Genomic DNA, 18894 nt, shown 5'->3' with positions numbered 1-18894 from the left:
ATGAGGTATAAGATCGGCGAAGCCGTGCTTACCTGTGTGCTCGGGGTCTGGAATGGCTGCGGCTCGGTGGTCGAAATGGCTTCGCCAGTCCGCTACGGTGTATGAGGTATAAGATCGGCGAAGCCGTGCTTACCTGTCTGCTCGGGGTCTGGAATGGCTGAGGTTCGGTGGTCGAAATGGCTTCGCCAGTCCGCTAGGGCGTCTGAGGTAGAAGATCGGCGAAGCCTTCTTATCTGTGCGTTCAATCGTCTTACCTCGCCGCCATCATGGTGCGGCGTCTGAGCTGCAGCCATAGATTCCACGCATGGCCTTTTAGGATCGTGCGAGCGCGTTCGATCTCGGCTTTACGTAACTCAAGGTTTTCGTTGGCGATGGCTGAGAGGTCATCGAGGTTGTAGAGATACACGTTTTCGAGCTGGTCCGCAGCTGGGTCGATGTCGCGTGGCAGTGCCACGTCGATCAAGAAGAATGGTCGATCAGGACGTTGCTTCAGCGCGGTCGCAATCATGTCGCAGTTCAGCAATAGGCTGGGCGCGGCGGTGGAGCTGATCACGATGTCGAAGCGTTTGAGCTGTGCTGCGAAATCGCTCAATTCAATCGCGGCACCGCCGAGGCTGTGGGCTAGGGCATGTGCATTCTCATAGGTGCGGCTGGCGACGGTGATGTCGGCCACGCCGCGGCTCTTGAGGGATTGTGCAGTCTTTTCGGCGACATCGCCACTTCCGAGTAGGAGCACGCGGCTGTCGCGTAGATGTCCGAAGATACGGTTGGCTAGATCGACGGCGACGTTGCCGATACTGACCTGACCACGGGTGATGCCGGTCTGCGTGCGCGCCGATTTGGCGGCCTGAAAGCTTTTTTCGAAAAGTCGATTAAGCACGATGCCCGTGCATTTTGCTTCGCGGGCGCCAGCATAGGCGGTTTTCATTTGCCCTAGAATGTCGGTCTCGCCGACCATTTGTGAGTCGAGCCCGGAGGAGACTTCAAAGGCGTGTTGCAGCACGTCGAGGTTGGTGTGCCAAAAGGAGTGTGCATCGAGTAGCTCACGGCTCACGCCGTTGCGTGCGCAGAGCTGATCACGTATGGTGGACTCGACATCGGGCGAGCTGGCCAGCCCGTAAATTTCGAGTCGGTTGCAGGTGTTGACGACGAGGCACTCGCGGATGTCATCCAACGCGTGTAGCTCTTGTTGGAGCGCTGCGGCGTCGGCAGGCGTGAGTGCCATACGCTCGCGCACTTCGAGTGGAGCTTCATGGTGCGTGCTGCCGAGCACAAAGAGTGACTGCAATACTTCGCTCATTCAGATACTTGCGCTGAGGGCTCGTCGATGTGCGTTGTGTCACGTGCAGATTGGACGGGCCACAACGAGGCGAGGGCGAAGATGAAGAGTCCGATGCTTGCGAGGGCGTGGCGGCGCGTAACGAGCTTCTTTTGTATCCGTAAAACGACGACAGTCAGGTAGCCCGCCCATACGAGGCAGGTGGCGCTGAGCTTAAACACTGGCACGCGCTCGGGGTGACTGATCCAAAAAACGGCTCCAAAAATTAGGGCCGCGCTGAGCACGAGCACTCCAGTGATAAGGAGGCGCTTGGCCATTAGATCGAGCTGCTGCACGGAGGGCAGATATTGATAGACGCCTTTGAACTGCTTCTTCTTGAGGCCGTGTTGTTGAACCAAAAACATGAACGAGACAACTGACACGATGGCAAAGATGCCATAGCTGAAGATCGCGAGTGCGGCGTGTAGCTCAATCCACGGGTTACCGCCGAAGATGCCTGGAGGATAAGGGCTATCCCAAGCGTGGATCAGTAGTGCGGTGCTGGAGAGAAAGCCCGCGAGCCCCGCAGTGAAGAAGCCGAGTAGGCGCAGCTTAAAGGCCGGGCCGATGATGAAATAGAGCAGCACTAGTGACCATGCGATGAACTGCGAGATTTCAAAGATGTTACCCAGCGGGCAGCCTTTGATCTCTGCGCCGCGTAGGTTGAGCCCGAGGGTCTGCATGATGAAACCACCCGCGAGCAACGTAAACATTAACGCGCGTGGGTAGGGCTTGCGCAGTAGCAAGGTGAAGATGCCGAGCAGGAAAGCGCTCAAATAAATTGAGGCTCCGATCGCGATCGCGTCGCGGGCGGTAATGGCTAGTTCATCGAACATTCAGGGGGCAGTGGTTGCTATTTAGCGACGTAGGCCGGCGGTGTGGCGTGCGCCGTTTCGTAGGCACCGCTCTGCCACGCTGTCACCTTGTTGCGCAAGAACTCGATGAATTTCGGGTGCTCGTTGACGCAAGGAATCTGATGTAGGTCTTCGCCGCCAGCTTCGATGAAAGTGTCGCGGCCTTCTTGCGCAATTTCTTCCAAGGTCTCTAGGCAGTCGGCAGTGAACGAGGCGCAGATCACTTTGACGCGCTTGTGTCCCTCTTCGGCGAGCTGCTCTAGCGTCTGGTCGGTGTAAGGATGCAACCATGGCTCGCGGCCGAGGCGCGATTGGAAGGTGATCATGTATTTGTCCTTCGGTATGTTCAGCGCGGCGACGAACTTTTCCACTGTCATGGCACACTGATGGCGGTAGCATGTGGCATGCGCGGGGTGGCAGGTGTTGCAGCAATCCGGCGTAGTCATACAGTGGCTGTGCGATGGGTCGCCTTTCACCAGGTGACGCTGCGGAATGCCGTGGAACGAGAACACAAGTTTATCGTAGCTGCCTTCTACTAGGTCGGCACGGGAGCGTTCGACCAGAGCCGCGATGTAGTCGGGGTCTTGATAGAACGGAGGCATCAGCGTGGTTTTGAGGTCAGGCTTGAGCTTGCGAACCGACTCCATCAAGTGAACCACGGCAGTCTCATAGCTGGACATCGCGTAGTGCGGATACATGGGCACGATAAAGACATCGTCCACGCCTTGGTCGAGGAGCTCTTGGAGCGCGCCTTCGGTGGAGGGGCTGCCGTAGCGCATTCCGAGGGCGACAGGCACGTCAACTTGCTCGGCGAGTGCCTTCTGCTGCGCGATCGAGGTCAGGATGAGTGGTGAGCCTTCGTCGAGCCAGATCTTTGAGTAGGCCTCGGCGGACTGTTTTGGGCGCTTGGGCAGGATCAGGCAGTTCACTAGGAACCAGCGAATCGCAAAAGGAGCGTCGAGCACGCGACCGTCCATCAGGAACTCGCCGAGGTATTTGCGCACGTCGCTGACTTGAGTGGAATCGGGTGAGCCGAGATTGAGTAGTATTACGCCTTGTTTGGACATGCGCATAGAGAAGCGACTAGTAGGCCTAATTGTCAAACCGAAGCGGCGCTTCGCGAGTGATATAGTGCTTCCTACTGAGTGAGGAGTGAAAGTGAGGAGTGGGGAGTGGGAGCGGGGAGCGGGGAGCGGGGAGCGGGGAGCGGGGGAGGCCGTAAAAGACGCAAAGGTCGCAGATAGTGATTCTGTTGGTTTGCCGCTAAGCTACGCTGCCAGACTATGGGTCGGCTCTCAGGTATTCGTTCAAGGGGGTAATATCTCAATGACATATCACCCCAATCGGCTTGATATGTCATTAAAATGACTTGGCATGCTTACGCCAAAGTGGCGTTGACAAGCCCTAACGGGAATATTATCTCAAATGACATAATAACTTGTTCACAGAAAATGGAAAATTTAAAAAGAGAATGGATCAACGGTCTTCGAATCATTTGGAGAGTCTTCCTGCTCTTCTTTTTCGTCGGCGGCATTTACCAAATCGGAAAAGCATTTGCGATGCTGACTGCCGAGTTGGTCAGTAAAGAATCTATCGTCAGTTGGTTTTTGGGGATCTTTGGTTTACTCTGGGTCGTATCACTTCCTCTGGTGTTTCCCCTGATTGTATCGTATGTGTCACGTTCGGTTGGTCTTACAGCTGAGGTTTACGATTTCGCCTTCTCGAAGCGAATTAAGAAAAAGAGACGTGAGCAAGTCGGAGCAGGACAACCCGATAACCCTCCAGTAAAACTCTAAAAATCAACAGGACTTTGAACTCGTCAGACGGGTTGCCTGTCCTCGACGATCTGAAAAGTAATGAATTTAACTGAAGCAGAATCCAAAGCGCTACATCGGCTTCAGAAAAACCGAAAGCAGTTTCAGAAAATGAAATGGGTTTTCGTATGTCTAATCATACTGATGATGGCCGCCTTCTGCTTCGCAGCAAATACCATGGCTTCAATTCCAGTAAAATTGGAAGGAAAAATAGAACTTCAAGCCCTAGCGTATTCAACAATCTTACCAATGTTAATGCTCATAAGCATTATGACCGGAGTTATCATTGGGACTACTATTAAAAATTGGATTGGTGATCCAGTCCAAACACTCATAATTGGGATCGCGGAAAGACTTGAAAAGGAGTCAGATCCAGTCGATTGTGATCAATAGATTTCGCTGGCGCTCATCTATGTCACATCTCTACGTTGTGCTTGACATCTCTAATGTTTCGCCGACGAATCTACATTAACCACCAACCCAGTTGCGCTGGCCGCTTGAATCCGACCACCCAAAATAAGTTCAAATGAGAAAAAAAGACCTAATAACGGTTGTCATTGCGGCTGTCCTTTGCCTTCCGGCGCAAGCTGCTTTTGATTACCAGGTAGTTGACCCTAACGAGATTCTTGCTGACCCGCTTGACAAGGGCTTCACCGTGGCCGGAACCATCACGACTACAGTGGGAGAGTTCACCGAGAATGACACACCGTTCACGGATTGGAATATCACAGTAACCTTACCGGGACCGTCCGCGTATGTTTTCACCCCGGCGAACTCTTTATGGGAGTATGATATAGCGGGGCCAAATCCTGGCCTGGTCATGATCGAAGTTACGGAGAGTGACATTTTGCTGAAGGACATTTCCTTACCACCCATCTTGACTGGAATCACTACCACCCTGTCGCTTGTCAGCAGCAGTCTCGATCAGAGACTGGACTATGTGAATTTAGGCGGCTCAAGTTTCTTCCTTCAATCCTCAGATTTCGGCGGAACAGTTCCCAATGGTAGTGGTTACATCGGAGGCAGTGGCGACGCTATCGTCGCCTTTCAAATTCCCGAACCATCTTCCACAGCACTTCTCCTTTCAACAGTAGTGGGGCTTATGGTAATGCGAAGGAGACGATTGTAATCCTCTCCGCCTGCTCTGGCACTGCCAATTCCACGCCTATTTATGCCTGTGGGCGAAGAGTGCAGAATCAACGGAAGAAGCAGAACAAGGCGTCGATCCTAACGCCTGACCCGCCACGAGTTCTACGCTTCATCGCTATTCAACCATCAATTCGGAATTCGGAGCGCGCCCTCGGTCAGACGTAGGATGACTCGGACGTTATCAGAGAAATGAAGAATCAAAACGAAGGCATACTGGATAAGGAGATCAGGGAAGCTCTATCAGGGCATCGCTTTACCTACCTTCATTTACTCAAAGCAATGCTAAATGGGATGGCTGCATTTAGCATCGCGTTGGGCATCACACTTCCAATCCTTTCTTTAACAAACCAAAGACTAGACAATAGTGAAAAATTCTATTACACCATAGGAACTATAGTCGTCGCAGGAATCCTATTTATAACTTTAAAAGCATTAGCACAAGTTTGCCAAATCCTTCTAGAACTAATCCAGGATGATAACCAGTCGCGGTGATCAATGAGGTTCGCTTAGAATCACTCACGCTCACGCTCCACGATACAGAAGAAATGAACCCAGATTTTGACCGCTTAATCACGCTTAACCTGAACGACGTCAGCTATCTCTTTTTAAGCGTAAATTAAGCGACGGAGGTCTGCCGGAGATGGCGTAGCAAGTTAAGCGGATCCAGCCCCGCTGGCCTCTGGGGATGATTGAATTGAATGAATCCACATTCTAACCACTCTGAACGAATCTTAAAAATCCCACTAAAATGAACCTCAACCACTCCGAAGCGCCGATCCCGATTGCACTGCCCACTGGTATATCCAGAATTAGTCCTCTTACCACTATCTACGATATACAGAAGAAAAGGAACCCAGATTTTTTTAACCGCTAATTTACGCTAATAAACGCTGATCCAACCCGACGCTAAGAACGAAAAATGAAACCTCATAATAAGCGTAAATTAGTGAAAATAAGCGGTCTCCAGCTTCCGCCTCCATTGCATTACGCCGTGACAAGATGCTGAAAAAAAAACAGTGCATAGACGCGGTTGAGCGGTCTGTGCATTTGTCACATTTGAGTCCTGATCCAGTCGATGCAGCGAATGCGAGTTCATGCGCCGGTGTTAATCTAAATCAGTTGCCTCGCATCCGCTGATCTCTACGATATCCAGAGGAAATGAAATTTTTGATAGCAGCAATCACACTGGGATGCGCAGGGGGAGTTCCGTTCACTTGCTGCGGTCCCGATCGTCCTGAAGAGAAGAATCCCGCTTCAATTCTAGCACAGCAAGATTCAGCACAGTCGAATGCCGTTTCATTTACAGAACTCGCCCCATTCCTGCAGTGGATTGATGAAGCATTGGACCAAAATGAAGAAAGTAAGATCGTAAGAAGCCAGACGCATAAGGCTGATGCAGTTGGCCAACTACACGACATAGAAAGAATGAAAGAAACCCTAGGCCAGCGCTCTTTAAGTGAGGTTTTCAGCTCTGAGCAATTCCCCAGCAATGAAAGTGACTTTAAGCTAGGAGGACACGGCGGTGCCCTTTCTCACGTTCACATTGACTTCAAAAGGAACGAAGATGCAACCTGGAGTCTATATCGAATCTGGACATGCAGATAACCATCTACAGGATATCTAATCGAGCTGATCAATGTCGTGAAAGCGATATCGATCACTCTCCACGTTCGGCATAAAAATAATGAAACCACTGTTACTAATTCTGCTCCTGTCTTTGACGTGCCGACTGAACGCTTGGCAGCAACTGACGCCACCCAAGACGAATAACGAATTTTCTAGGAAGCAGGCGGCGTTGCTGGGGCTGCACGGATCTTATAAAAAGATTTCAATCGGGAAGAAGGAAAAGTTAATCGTGGAGACTCGGTTTGATGCAAAATCCGATTTTGAGACCACCGTTATACTCGGAAGTGATAGCCGTAAAATAGAAATTTTCGTCTATAATTACCCCGGTTATCACCAATTGAACCGTAAGGGGAACATCACCGAACTTCGGATAAAAACGGAAAAGAAGAATAGCTCCAGTTTCTACGATCGGCCGCGTCACTATGATAGTTCAATAATGCTTAATACTGACAAAAATAGATATTTTGAAGAACTAAAGTGGCAGGGTGAGAGCATCTACTACATCGAAATTAACTTAAGAATCGAATGAGTGGAATCAGTAATTCAGACCTTTCAGTCTGTTACTTCATATAGGTAATGACCTCCCCATTCTCGTCCGTAGGGCACCCTAGCATAGCGGTTGTAAATCAATTATCTAGAGGAAGAGCGTATCATTGGCTGACATTCGCCTTTCGCTCGGCGATTCAACCTCTAAAAGCTTTCGGAGCCATGCCGCACTGTTTCTTAAACCATGCGGAAAAATGGTGCGGCTCGGGGTAGCCGGACTGTGTGCCGACTTCCATTATCGGGAGCTTGGTGGTTTTCAGGAGCTGCTGTGCTCGCTCGAGTCGGGCTTTGGAGAGGATTTGGTAGGGACTGGTGCTGAGTTGCTCTTTGACGGCCAGCTCTAGCACGCGGCGAGAGACGCCGATGCGTTGAGCGATGCTTTCCATTTCTAGCTCCGGATCGGCGAGGTGCTCGTGTAGTAGGTTGACGGCTTGTTGGGCAATGCGGGCGCGGCCTGACGCTAGTGAGGATTCACGGGCGATGAGTTGCGAGGGTGTTTGCAGTGTCAGCTCGGAGGTGAGTTGCCCGAGCGTGAGCTGTTGGTGAAGCGCTTTGGCTGCGAGGTAACCGGTCTCGCGGATCGGTTGCTTGAAGCTGCTGATGCCGATGCCGGCAAAGATCGACTCGGAGGGATCGTTGTCCACGCCGACGATCAGGAAATCGCGCCCGCAGTGCAGGCCTTGCCGTTGTGCGGCAAGGATGAATTCACGGGCGGATAGATCATTCGAGCAGAAGATGCCGAGCAGACCTTCGGCGGTGTTTAAGTCCTTAATTTGATCGTCTAAGCAAGGGCCGGGGCGTAGTTCGATGGTGCTGCGCCACTGGAGGCCAGCCTTGAACCCCGCTTCTCGTAGCCGTGTGTAATGCACGCCGTCCGCTCCGAAGAACGCAAAGCGCTTGGCACCTTGGGCGATCAGATGCTCAGCAGCGGCTTCGCCTGTGGCGAAGTCGTCCGGTCCGACATTGGGGATGCTGTGAATCTCCGAAAAGTTAAACATGTTGATCGCGGCGACGCCTTGTTCGAGCAATCCTGCGATCCAGCCATCGCTCACGAAGGTGCCAATCGCTCCGGAGAGTTGTCCGGATTTTGCCAATTCCATGAGCCGCACTTCGAAGCCGAAATTGAGTGGCATGAGCTGCCAATCGAGTCGTGCTTCGGTTACATAATCGGACACGCCGCTGAAGATTTCTGCGGCGTGGCGGAAATTCAGATCGAAGGCGATCGCGACGAGTTGTTCATGGGTGCGCATGGTTTATTCGTAAATATATAATTATTTATACGTAAATACGAAAAGACAGGCCAAGCAAGGTCGTATATACTGCCGCCATTATGAAAAAAGCACTCATCACAGGTATCACCGGTCAAGATGGATCGTATCTTGCAGAACTTCTCTTAGCTAAGGGTTACGAGGTGCATGGCATTATTCGTCGTTGCTCGACTTTCAATACACAGCGCATCGATCATCTCTATAATGATCCGCACATCAATGGCACCAAGATGTTCCTGCATTATGGGGATCTGGCTGATGGCGTGATGCTGATGAAGCTGCTTTACAATTTGCAGCCAGACGAAATTTATCACCTTGGCGCGCAGAGCCACGTGCGTGTTTCCTTTGATATTCCGGAATACACTGGCGACGTCACAGGTCTAGGCACACTGCGTCTACTCGAAGCGATCCGCGAAGTCGGTCTCGAAGGTAAGTGCCGTTTCTATCAAGCCTCCTCATCCGAAATGTTCGGCTTGGTGCAGGACGTGCCACAAACCGAGAAGACACCGTTCTATCCGCGCTCGCCGTATGGTTGCGCGAAGGTCTATGCGTATTGGCTCACTGTGAACTATCGCGAATCGTATGGCATGCATGCGACTAATGGTATTCTCTTTAATCACGAATCGCCACGCCGTGGTGAGACCTTTGTGACGCGCAAGATCACCCGCGCGGCGACGCGTATCAAACTCGGTCTGCAGGATAAGCTCTACCTCGGCAATCTCGACGCGCAACGCGACTGGGGCTATGCCAAGGAATACGTCGAAGCGATGTGGCTGATGCTCCAGCAAGACGAGGGCGATGACTATGTGATGGCCACCAACGAAACGAACTCCGTGAAGGACTTCGTGATTGAGACCTTCAACAACCTCGATTTAGACTGGGAAAAGTATGTTGACTACGACAAGCGCTATGAGCGTCCGACCGAAGTCGATTTGTTGATCGGCGATCCTGCCAAAGCGAAGAAGCAACTCGGCTGGGAGCCTAAGGTGAAGTTCAAGGAGTTGGTCAAGATCATGGTCGATTCCGACCTCGTTCTGGCCAAGCAAGAGCTCGCTTACAAGCAAGCGACGAACGGATGAGGAGAATTAGGAATGTGGAATTAGGAATTAGGAATGTGGAATTGAGAGTTGATTGAGGCTTTGGTAGACATGGATAAGACATCAAAAATTTACGTCGCTGGGCATCGTGGTATGGTTGGCTCGGCTGTGGTGCGTGCGTTGCGTGCGCAGGGGTTTGATCACATCGTGGTGCGCACTCGGGGTGAACTCGACCTGACGAACCAAGCCGCGGTGCGTGCGTTCTACGCCGCTGAGAAGCCAGAAGTCGCGATTATCGCTGCGGCACGTGTTGGCGGTATCCATGCCAACAATACCTATCCGGCCGAGTTTATGATGGAGAACCTCGCCATCGCTCAAAACACCATTGGCGAGGCTTACAATGAAGGCGTGCAGCGTCTGCTCTTTCTCGGGAGCACCTGTATCTATCCGAAATTTGCCGAGCAACCGATCCAGGAAGAATCGTTGCTGACTGGTGCGCTAGAGCCGACCAATGAAGCCTATGCCATCGCGAAGATCGCAGGTCTCAAAATGTGCGAGTATTACCGGCGTCAATATGGCGTCTGCTATCACTCCGCGATGCCGACCAACCTTTACGGTGCGGGCGATACCTATCATCCGCAAAATTCCCATGTGCTCCCCGCGTTGATCCGTCGCTTCCACGAGGCGAAGGCAAACCACACACCCGAAGTCGCGATCTGGGGCACGGGCACACCGTTGCGCGAATTCTTGCATGCGGACGATGCGGCCGCAGGGATTTTGCACTTACTGGAACTTGAGAATCCGCCGGAATGGGTAAACCTCGGTTGCGGGACCGATATTTCGATTGGTGACCTAGCGCGTCTGGTCAAAGACGCCGTGGGCTACGCAGGCGAGCTGACCTTTGACACCAGCAAGCCAGATGGCACGCCACGCAAGCTCACTGATATTTCGAAGATTAAAGCCACTGGGTGGGCACCTAAGATTCCAATCGAGCAAGGGGTGGCGATGGCGTATCAATCCTTCCTCGACGAGCAAGCGGCTGGGACGTTGAGAGAGTAGCGCTCGCTGCGCTCGCGAGTGAACGCTTCGCTAGTGAGGCGCCTTCGGCGAGTGAGGCGCTTCGCTAGTGAGAGTGAATCGTTCGGGGGGTGACGAGCTCTGTCTCATACACTTGTCCCACTGATCACTGATCACTTTCACTTTCACTCGCAAAGCGTCACTGTTCGGCTTCGCCGAACTGCCGTCGTCGCGCCTCGATGCACTGCGCGCTACCGGCTTCAAAACGACGGCACACGCTTGGCCGCGATTCGTAGATTCGGCAGAGCTCGTCTTCTTTCAAATAGGGGCAGCGGGTTTGGAAGGGCAGTGGAAAGAGTTGATATGCCTTATCCTCGGTCTCCAAATGTTCCGGTAGTCGGCGTGCTTCGTTGCGGATCGCGGGTTCGCGCACGGCGTCGGCCTCGCTCGCAAAGATGGGGAAGCTTCGGCAGCAGGCGCCACATGCGGTGCAATCGTATTCGGTGAGGTCAAGCGTCATTCGTGGGCTCAGGATTACGCGCATTGCTCTGGTTGCCAAGCGTGATTCGGTGTGCCCCCTAAAAAGGTGTTGGAAGTCTGGGCATAGCTTGTCATAGCCTCAATGCACAATTTTATGACACAGACTTTACACATCATCACTGGAGCCACCGCGGTTGGCAAAACCGAGTATGCGCTTTCCTACGCTGAGAAGCACAATGCTGAGATCGTGTCGTGCGATGCATCACTCGTTTATCGCGGTATGGATATCGGCACCGCAAAGCCGACGCCTGAGGAGCTTGCGCGTGTGCCACATCATTTGATTGATGTGAACGCGGTCAATCAGCCCTATCATATCGCTGCTTATGTGCGCGATTCTAAGGCGGCCGTGGCCGATATTTTTGCGCGTGGCAAGTCGGTCGTGGTGACTGGTGGTAGCGGGTTTTATCTGAAGAGCTTCTTTGCGCCAGTGATCGATATTGTCGTGGTCTCTGATGCGATTCGTGCACAGGTGGCGGAACTCTATGCCGCCGAAGGCTTAGATGGTTTGGTGGCGGAACTGAGGCAACGCAGCCCTGCAGGGATTGGGAATTTAGATGCGTTGAATCCGCGCCGAGTCTTGCGCGCGCTGGAGCGCTGTATCGCATCGGGTAAGTCCTTGCCGGATCTACAAGCTGAGTTTGCTGCGCGCCCTGAGCCGTATGCGGACTGTGAGAAAAAGTATATTTTACTGGAGCGTGATCCCGAAAATTTAAAGCAACGTGTCGCACGTCGCGTGGATAAGATGTTGCAGGATGGGCTCATCGAAGAAGTCGAATGCCTGCGTGAGCTTGGTCTTGAAAAGAATCCCAGCGCGGCCTCTGCGATTGGGTATCGCGAGACGCTTGAGTATCTTCGTGGTGCGATTCAGCTCAAATCACTGGCACCCGCGATCGTGCAAAGCACCAATCACTTAGTGAAAAAACAGGGCACTTGGTTCCGCACACAGATCCGTCGCCCCGACGAGTTGATTACGTTTTAACCTATATTCAGAAGTTAGAAGTTAGAAGTTAGAAGTTAGTCTTTGGTAATGAAGTGCTTACGGCCGAGTCTGACGCCGCCTGCCGAGCGCTTCAGGGGCTATAAAGCACTGATGCTCAGCTTCTAACTCCGACCTTCCAACTTGCTTCGCCATCTACGGCAGACCTCCGTCTAACTACTCTTTTTAGGTTTAATTGGTAGCGGACTGGCGAAGCCATTTCGACCACTCCCGCGACACGATGGTATCGTTTGAGGCGAGAGGCTTGGTGGTCGCCCCCCCCAAAAAAAACGGCGGATCTAGCAAATATGCAGATCCGCCGTTTCGGCGAGTTGATTGCTGTTTTAGGAGCGCTCAACCAGGTGTTTTAAAAACGTTTAGTTTGTTGGTGCAGGTGCATCTGCGGTCACGTATTCGATCGTGGCGCTCTTACGCAGGCTTTCGAGGTAAGCTCCGACAGCTTCTTGTTTGGCGTTGCCATTGAGATAGCCGATGATCTGTGCTTTGACCTCGTCGAAGCTTGCGGTGCCGCCGTCTGTCCGGTCAGTGACTTTGATGATGTGATAGCCGAAGGATGTTTCGACGACCTCGCCGACGGAATCAACGTCTTGACTGAAGACTGCGATTTCAAATTCTGGAACCATTTGGCCTTTGCCGAATTCGCCGAGTGAGCCGCCTTGGGCGCTACTTGGGCAACCGGAATGTGCTTTAGCTGCGTCTTCGAATGTGATGGTTTCAGCGATGATCTCGGCGCGAATGCCTTCGAGTTGTGCTTTCTTAGCGGCTTTGGATTCGTCGCTTTCGCCTTCTTCAAATGAGAGAAGGATGTGGCTCGCAGAGGCCTTCGGCTCTTCTGCGAATTTATCAATATTGCTGTCGTAGAATGCGCGGGCATCCTCTTCGCTGACTTCGGCGACATCTTGTGTTTTGCTTTCGATCAGTTGGCGGGCAGCGGTGTCGTCTTTGATGTTTTCCTTCAGTTCTTCAATCGTGAGGCCTTGCATCGCGAGCGCTTGGTCGAAGTCGATGGTTGGAGGCAGGCTGGTTTTGATCTGCTCGATCGTTGCTTCTATTTCGTCATCAGTGACGACGATTTCGGCGGCAGCCACTTCGCTGGTGACTAGCTTTTGGATGATCATATTATCTTCTGCTGCCTTGATCGCTTGCTCGCGCATCGCTGGTGGCACTGGTTGGCCGCTTGCTTGAGCCTGCTGGAGCATCATGTCCGCCATTGCTTGGATTTCGCTTTGCTTAATGTCTTCGCCGTTTACACGGATTGCGACTGCATCAATTGCTGGCTCTGTGATTGCAGGTGTTGGTGTCTCTGCTACTTCTTGCGCAGAGAGTGTCATGCCGCTAGTCGCGAGCAGGAGTGCTGTCGCGGAGAGTGTTTTGAAAGTCTTCATGTAGAGTGAAATGTGATCTGTTTGGGTTCAATATTTGGTGCGTAACGCGCTGCAGAGGATCAATCGGCAATCATAGAAGGCAAACGAAAAATTAAGGATGAGTTTGCACTGTTTGGTGATGTCGGCCACGTGATTGAGGATTGCTTGCTTGATAGGCTAATTATATGAGTTCCTGCCACTCGTTTCTTAGCTTCGTAATATATGAAAACAGTATATGTAACCTTACTATGTTTATTCCTAGGCAGCATCGGTCATGCGCAGAAGGATCGTGAGATCCTGTATTTGTGGCCGAATTCGGTTCCAGGGGAAACGACGGCTAAGGCGTCACCGGAGATTTCCGATAATCGACGAGGTGGCGTGACTCGTATTAGTCAGGTGACGAATCCTGCGTTGGTCGTTTATGAGCCAAGCCATGAAAATCGAAATGGGGCGGCTGTCATTGTTTGCCCTGGAGGTGGCTATGGTATTTTGGCGATTGATCACGAAGGGTATGAGGTTGCGAAGTGGTTAAGTGAGCTCGGGTATACCGCCTTTGTGCTGCAATATCGGGTGCCCCGGAAGCGGGTGGGCGCGCTGCAGGATGCGCAACGCGCGATTCGGATGGTGAGGGGAATGAGTGAACGATGGGAGCTGGATGTGAATAGAATAGGGATATTAGGGTTCTCTGCCGGCGGGAGTTTAAGCGCCCGAGCCAGCACGCGTTATCAAGAGGTGCTTTATGATCCGATCGATGCATTGGACAGCGTGTCGGCTCGGCCTGATTTCTCCGTGTTGATTTACCCAGCATACTTGGATCAGGGGAAGAATCATGTGCTGACCCCGGAATTGAAACTTGATGCAGAGACTCCGCCGATGTTTTTGTTTGTCGCTGCAGATGATCCCCATGCGAACAGCAGTCTGGTGATGAGCTCGGCACTGCGCACAGCTAAAGTTCCTTTTGAATTGCATGTGCTCCCCGAAGGCGGGCACGGCTATGGGATGCGTGCCGGACATCGAGCTGCGGAGACATGGCCGAAGCTTTGCGAAGAATGGCTGAAGGTGACTGTCCTGAAATGATGAGAATTCCGATGCCTATAACAACAGAACTCAATGTTCGGGTGATTCCGAATGCCTCGCGTGACGAAATTGTCGGCTGGCATGCGGGCGCACTGAAGATCAAGACCGCCGTGGCGCCAGAATCGGGAAAAGCGAACAAGGCGATTTGCGCGTTACTGGCAAAGCACCTGGGCTTGCCGAAGCGGGCGGTGTCGGTGTTGCGCGGCCAAACGAATTCGCAGAAATGCTTGTTGGTTACCGGCTTGAGCGAAGCGGAGCTGCGAGAGCGGTTGGGGGGGTAGTTCGGGTGCGACTCCTTCATTTTGGGGCGCGGTGCTGAGGTTCAGTGTCGTAACCAGTTCCTGGCTCCGCTCCAAAGATCAGGGTGTGGCGTAATGGGGGAACGATTGCGATGCATGCGAATTGTTGTGGTTGTGATTCTGCTAGTCGAAAAGCGATTGGTCGTTTTTTTGTTCTGTGAACCTTTCAACAAAGTCCCTGCGGGCTTGCGGTCTGATCAAAAGTGTAGCCAACTAATAGGGTCTTATGTCGAACCCCACCCACCCACATGATTGGCCCGAAGCGGCGCGAATGCTGCATGCGCAAATGAGCGAAGGTTCGCTGCATGCGAATGTGCGTCAGCTACTGACTGGACCGCAGTGTCAGCGTGTGTTGGTGGCATGTTCGGGCGGCGCTGATTCGATTTATATGCTGTGTCAATTGTGGGCACAGGCGGCTGACTTGGGCGTCGAGCTGGTGGTCGCGCACTACAATCATCGCTGGCGGGGGGAGGACTCGCGACAGGATGCAGCATTCGTGCGAGAATTGGCGCTGCAACTGCGCTGCGGCTATGCGACCGCGGATCGGCCAGAAAATGAGGCGGCGTTTACGGAGACGACGGCGCGCGCCTTGCGCTTAGACTTTTTGCGGGCTGCGGCGAAGGAGCACGGCTGCCAGTGCATCGCATTTGGGCATCAGCAGAACGATATTTTAGAGACGCAGCTGCAGCGCTTGGCGCGGGGCAGTGGCACGGATGGTCTGGCGGCTCCGCGGCCGGTTCATTTTTTTGAGTCGTATCCTACACATGTGCGGCCCGTGCTGCATCTGGGAGCGGGGGCGATTCGCATGGCGCTGAATGCCGCCGAAATTCCGTGGCGCGAGGATATATCCAATGAAGATGTGGAGATTTCGCGTAACGCGCTGCGGCATAATGTCATTCCTAGCCTGAGTGATGCTTTGGATCGCGATGCCTCGGCGGGTTCGGCGCGTTCGCGGTATTTATTAGAAGAAGATGCGGATGCGCTGGATGCGTTGGCGCGAGTCACTGTGCCAGAAGCTTTTACCGAGAGTGAATCGCTGGATCGCTTGGTGCTACGCGCTGCGCCACGAGCCCTGACGCGGCGGGCATTGTCTGCGTGGTTGAGCTCACATGATTTGATTCAGTCGATGAGTGCGCCAGCGATGGACCTGCTGATGGATGCCGTCTATGCGGTGAAACCGAAGAACCGGTTGAGCGCGGGGGCGTTTTATATCGAACTCGACGAGACGAGTATTCATTTCGAATCGGCACAGGTGAGAGGGCAGACTTTGGAGCCTAGTGAGATCGAGGCAGGTGAGTCGGTGATGCTGACTACGGGCGCTGTGCTCGAGACTGAGGTCGTGGAGCTAGACGACGAGTTGCGCGATGCCATTCTGAAGGGTGGGGTCGATGTTGCATGCGAAGCTTATATCGCCGTTGAGGTCGGGCAGACATTTGAGATCCGAGGTTGGTTGCCCGGGGATCGCTTTCGTCCGATTGGTGCTCCGGGCACGAAGAAGCTGAAAGATTGGTTTATTGACCGGCAGATCCCCGTGAAGGAACGAAAGCTGCTCCCGCTTGTCTTGTCGCATTCAGGAGAAGTCGTATGGGTGCCAGGTTTTCCTCCAGCCGATGCCCTGAAAATCAGTGCCGCAACGAAAAGGGCTCTTAGATTGACTTACGAACGAAGAAACCCACTTTGACCGCACAAATGTCACAGCAAAATAAGCCACAACAAAAAGAACCCGGAAATAACGGCCAACCAGAGCGCTTTAACCCTAAAGTGCTTCTAATTTTTTTGGTCATCATCTCGGCAATTATCGGACTTTGGTTCGCTCAACCCGATGCCGGGGCGAATCATCAGCGATTGACCATCAGTGAATTGGTCGAGGCCGTAAAGGATGGTGCCATCGTGAAGGAAGATAAGGGGGTCATGAAGCCGGAACCGTCGCTCGGCGAGGATGGGTATGCCATTACTGGTATGATGAAGAACCCCGACTATGATGCGAATCTATCGGATGAGACTGTGCCCGAGAAGGTGCACTTTTCTGCGCAAGGTCGCTTGCTCGAAAAGGATTTCGAATTGGTGCGCAGTGTTCTGAAAGAAAGTCCCCGTAGCACGGCGTTTCAAGATATCCTGATCAGCTTCCTGCCGTTCTTACTGATTATCGGTCTGCTTTATTTCCTATTTGTGCGCCAACTCAAGAGCGCGGGTAAGGGAGCGATGAGCTTTGGCAAGAGCAAGGCCAAGATGCTGAAGCGTGATAAAGATTCGCTGACCTTTAAGGACGTCGCGGGTTGCGATGAGGCCAAGGAAGAGGTGAGTGAGGTCGTTGACTTCCTCAAAGATCCCAAGAAATTTCAACGCATTGGCGGTCGCATCCCTCGTGGTGTGCTGATGGTCGGCCCTCCGGGAACTGGTAAGACACTGCTTGCGAAGGCGGTTGCAGGTGAGGCGGAAGTGCCGTTCTTCTCGATCAGTGGTTCCGACTTCGTCGAAATGTTCGTCGGTGTCGGTGCGGCACGTGTGCGTGACATGTTTGAGCAAGGTCGTAAGAACGCGCCTTGTATCGTATTTATCGATGAGATCGATGCTGTGGGCCGCCAACGTGGCGCGGGTGTCGGTGGTGGTAATGACGAGCGTGAGCAAACGTTGAACTCCCTCCTCGTTGAGATGGATGGTTTTGATGGGCACGAAGGTGTGATCATCATCGCGGCGACGAATCGCCCTGACGTGCTCGACTCTGCGTTGCTACGTCCTGGTCGTTTTGACCGCCAAGTGACCATTGATTTGCCTGACTTGAATGGTCGTCACGAAATTTTGATGGTGCATGCTAAAAAGGTCGCTCTTTCCGAAGAAGTGAACCTTGAGCACGTTGCGCGTAACACGCCTGGATTCTCGGGTGCGGATCTCGCCAACCTACTGAATGAAGGTGCGTTGATCGCGGCGCGTTATAATAAGCAGGTCATTGAGATGAACGATCTCGATGAAGCGCGCGATAAGATCTCTTTCGGTCGCGAGCGTCGCAGGTTGATGGATGACGAAGATCGCAAGATCACTGCCTATCACGAAGCCGGTCACGCGTTGATTCAAGCAGTCGTGGATGACGGACATATGCCGGTGCATAAGGTGACGATTATTCCTCGTGGCCAGAGTCTCGGTTCGACGATGTTCATGCCGAAGAAGGATTTGCTCAACCACTCCAAGCGTCGCTTGTTGAATCAGATTTGCACTGGTATGGGCGGCCGTTCTGCGGAAGAGATCGTAGTGGGTGACATTACCAGTGGTGCTTCCGGTGATATTCGCATGGTGACATCCATCGCGCGTCACATGGTGTGCGACTGGGGCATGACGGATCTTGGGCCGATTGCTTTCGGTGAAAGTCAGAACCATGCCTACATGGGCACGATGGGAGCCGGGGCGAATAACTTTAGCGAAGAAACAGCACAGAAGATTGATAAAAAGATCTACGAGATTGTGCAGAAGGAGTATTTGCGCTCGCTCGATATTCTCAATGAGCACCGTGCTGCGCTCGATACGATGGCTGACATGCTCCTTGAGCACGAAACCATTGATGGTGTGCACGTCTTGGAGATTCTTGAGCACGGCGAAATGCGCTCACCGATTATAAAGCGTGAAATCGCGAAGGAAGAACCTGAGACCGATGAGGAGGATGAAGATAAAGTCGCAAAGAAGGTCGATGAGGACGACGACAAGGATGGTCTTGCAGGCGACGAAGCACCTGCACCGACACCTGCATAACGCTCTCTCTCAGAGTTGAATTTTCAAAAGGCTGCTTTCCGAACGGGAGAGCAGCCTTTTTTTGAGTATACTCACACGCATCATAATTTGTGAAAAGCGCATTCACGCTATTTCGCGATCTTGTTGTAGGGGCTTTGCTTGCGAAGCCCGCCCAAAGGCCACACGCACAGGAAGTTCTAAAACTTTAGCGGCCTTAGCGGGTGCCGCTCTTCGACGAGCTCTGAGCCTTGAGCCTGTCGAAACGGCA

At 52.7% G+C, this 18894-nt stretch carries 19 protein-coding genes; 13 read left to right on the top strand and 6 right to left on the bottom strand.

Annotated features, from left to right (window positions below):
* Nucleotides 1-250 precede the first annotated feature (250 nt).
* The 3 genes from hemA to hemH are packed head-to-tail and all read right to left on the bottom strand — an operon-like array spanning nt 251 to nt 3239.
* Nucleotides 251-1300 (bottom strand): glutamyl-tRNA reductase, encoded by a 1050-nt coding sequence (hemA, locus tag GZZ87_RS02335; RefSeq protein WP_162024627.1) that lies wholly within the window; start codon nt 1298-1300, stop codon nt 251-253.
* The gene (gene ccsA, locus GZZ87_RS02330) at nt 1297-2154 is read right to left on the bottom strand and encodes a cytochrome c biogenesis protein CcsA (protein WP_162024628.1); all 858 of its coding nucleotides are present in this window, start codon (nt 2152-2154) and stop codon (nt 1297-1299) included. The genes hemA and ccsA overlap by 4 nt, the downstream gene beginning before the upstream one ends.
* Nucleotides 2155-2171: 17 nt before the next feature.
* On the bottom strand, nt 2172-3239 hold the full coding sequence (hemH, locus tag GZZ87_RS02325; RefSeq protein WP_162024629.1) for a ferrochelatase: 1068 nt from the start codon (nt 3237-3239) through the stop codon (nt 2172-2174).
* 384 nt (nt 3240-3623) lie between these two features.
* Here hemH and GZZ87_RS02320 point away from each other — a divergent pair, with 384 nt between their 5' ends.
* From GZZ87_RS02320 to GZZ87_RS02295, 6 genes are all read left to right on the top strand, one after another.
* Nucleotides 3624-3968, top strand: a complete 345-nt coding sequence (locus GZZ87_RS02320) for a hypothetical protein (protein WP_162024630.1) — start codon at nt 3624-3626, stop codon at nt 3966-3968.
* Between the two features lie 60 nt (nt 3969-4028).
* Nucleotides 4029-4379 carry a hypothetical protein gene (locus tag GZZ87_RS02315; protein WP_162024631.1) on the top strand — a complete coding sequence of 117 codons (351 nt, stop codon included), beginning with the start codon at nt 4029-4031 and terminating at the stop codon, nt 4377-4379.
* A gap of 133 nt (nt 4380-4512) precedes the next feature.
* Nucleotides 4513-5115 (top strand): PEP-CTERM sorting domain-containing protein, encoded by a 603-nt coding sequence (locus GZZ87_RS02310; RefSeq protein ID WP_162024632.1) that lies wholly within the window; start codon nt 4513-4515, stop codon nt 5113-5115.
* A gap of 209 nt (nt 5116-5324) precedes the next feature.
* Nucleotides 5325-5627, top strand: a complete 303-nt coding sequence (locus GZZ87_RS02305; protein ID WP_162024633.1) for a hypothetical protein — start codon at nt 5325-5327, stop codon at nt 5625-5627.
* A 666-nt stretch (nt 5628-6293) separates the two neighbouring features.
* On the top strand, nt 6294-6740 hold the full coding sequence (locus tag GZZ87_RS02300; protein ID WP_162024634.1) for a hypothetical protein: 447 nt from the start codon (nt 6294-6296) through the stop codon (nt 6738-6740).
* A gap of 79 nt (nt 6741-6819) precedes the next feature.
* Nucleotides 6820-7290 (top strand): hypothetical protein, encoded by a 471-nt coding sequence (locus tag GZZ87_RS02295; RefSeq protein ID WP_162024635.1) that lies wholly within the window; start codon nt 6820-6822, stop codon nt 7288-7290.
* A 154-nt stretch (nt 7291-7444) separates the two neighbouring features.
* On the opposite strand, the gene GZZ87_RS02290 is transcribed toward GZZ87_RS02295, so the two are convergent.
* Nucleotides 7445-8557 carry a substrate-binding domain-containing protein gene (locus GZZ87_RS02290; RefSeq protein WP_162024636.1) on the bottom strand — a complete coding sequence of 371 codons (1113 nt, stop codon included), beginning with the start codon at nt 8555-8557 and terminating at the stop codon, nt 7445-7447.
* An 80-nt stretch (nt 8558-8637) separates the two neighbouring features.
* Here GZZ87_RS02290 and gmd point away from each other — a divergent pair, with 80 nt between their 5' ends.
* Both gmd and GZZ87_RS02280 read left to right on the top strand, forming a co-directional pair.
* Complete coding sequence (gmd, locus tag GZZ87_RS02285; protein WP_162024637.1) at nt 8638-9654, top strand: GDP-mannose 4,6-dehydratase; 1017 nt, start codon at nt 8638-8640, stop codon at nt 9652-9654.
* 69 nt (nt 9655-9723) lie between these two features.
* The gene (locus tag GZZ87_RS02280) at nt 9724-10671 is read left to right on the top strand and encodes a GDP-L-fucose synthase (RefSeq protein ID WP_162024639.1); all 948 of its coding nucleotides are present in this window, start codon (nt 9724-9726) and stop codon (nt 10669-10671) included.
* A 157-nt stretch (nt 10672-10828) separates the two neighbouring features.
* Here the strand turns inward: GZZ87_RS02280 and GZZ87_RS02275 are convergent, their stop codons facing one another.
* On the bottom strand, nt 10829-11149 hold the full coding sequence (locus tag GZZ87_RS02275; protein ID WP_162024640.1) for a YkgJ family cysteine cluster protein: 321 nt from the start codon (nt 11147-11149) through the stop codon (nt 10829-10831).
* A gap of 114 nt (nt 11150-11263) precedes the next feature.
* Between GZZ87_RS02275 and miaA the strand changes: the two genes are divergently transcribed.
* Entirely contained in the window at nt 11264-12148 is an 885-nt protein-coding gene (gene miaA / locus GZZ87_RS02270) for a tRNA (adenosine(37)-N6)-dimethylallyltransferase MiaA (RefSeq protein ID WP_162024641.1), read from the top strand.
* A gap of 374 nt (nt 12149-12522) precedes the next feature.
* Here the strand turns inward: miaA and GZZ87_RS02265 are convergent, their stop codons facing one another.
* Nucleotides 12523-13551 carry a peptidylprolyl isomerase gene (locus GZZ87_RS02265; RefSeq protein ID WP_162024642.1) on the bottom strand — a complete coding sequence of 343 codons (1029 nt, stop codon included), beginning with the start codon at nt 13549-13551 and terminating at the stop codon, nt 12523-12525.
* Between the two features lie 201 nt (nt 13552-13752).
* On the opposite strand from GZZ87_RS02265, the gene GZZ87_RS02260 reads away from it, so the two are divergent.
* From GZZ87_RS02260 to ftsH, 4 genes are all read left to right on the top strand, one after another.
* Complete coding sequence (locus GZZ87_RS02260; RefSeq protein ID WP_162024643.1) at nt 13753-14607, top strand: alpha/beta hydrolase; 855 nt, start codon at nt 13753-13755, stop codon at nt 14605-14607.
* A gap of 11 nt (nt 14608-14618) precedes the next feature.
* On the top strand, nt 14619-14888 hold the full coding sequence (locus GZZ87_RS02255; protein ID WP_162024645.1) for a DUF167 domain-containing protein: 270 nt from the start codon (nt 14619-14621) through the stop codon (nt 14886-14888).
* Nucleotides 14889-15132: 244 nt separating this feature from the next.
* Nucleotides 15133-16587 (top strand): tRNA lysidine(34) synthetase TilS, encoded by a 1455-nt coding sequence (gene tilS / locus GZZ87_RS02250; RefSeq protein WP_162024647.1) that lies wholly within the window; start codon nt 15133-15135, stop codon nt 16585-16587.
* 8 nt (nt 16588-16595) lie between these two features.
* Nucleotides 16596-18647, top strand: a complete 2052-nt coding sequence (gene ftsH, locus GZZ87_RS02245; RefSeq protein ID WP_162024649.1) for an ATP-dependent zinc metalloprotease FtsH — start codon at nt 16596-16598, stop codon at nt 18645-18647.
* Nucleotides 18648-18894 lie beyond the last annotated feature (247 nt).

The sequence above is a fragment of the Lentimonas sp. CC4 genome (genome assembly GCF_902728235.1).
Classification (GTDB): Bacteria; Verrucomicrobiota; Verrucomicrobiia; order Opitutales; family Coraliomargaritaceae; genus Lentimonas.
The sequence above is the reverse complement of the archived record's forward strand: the minus strand, read 5'-3'. Positions and strand labels throughout refer to the sequence as shown.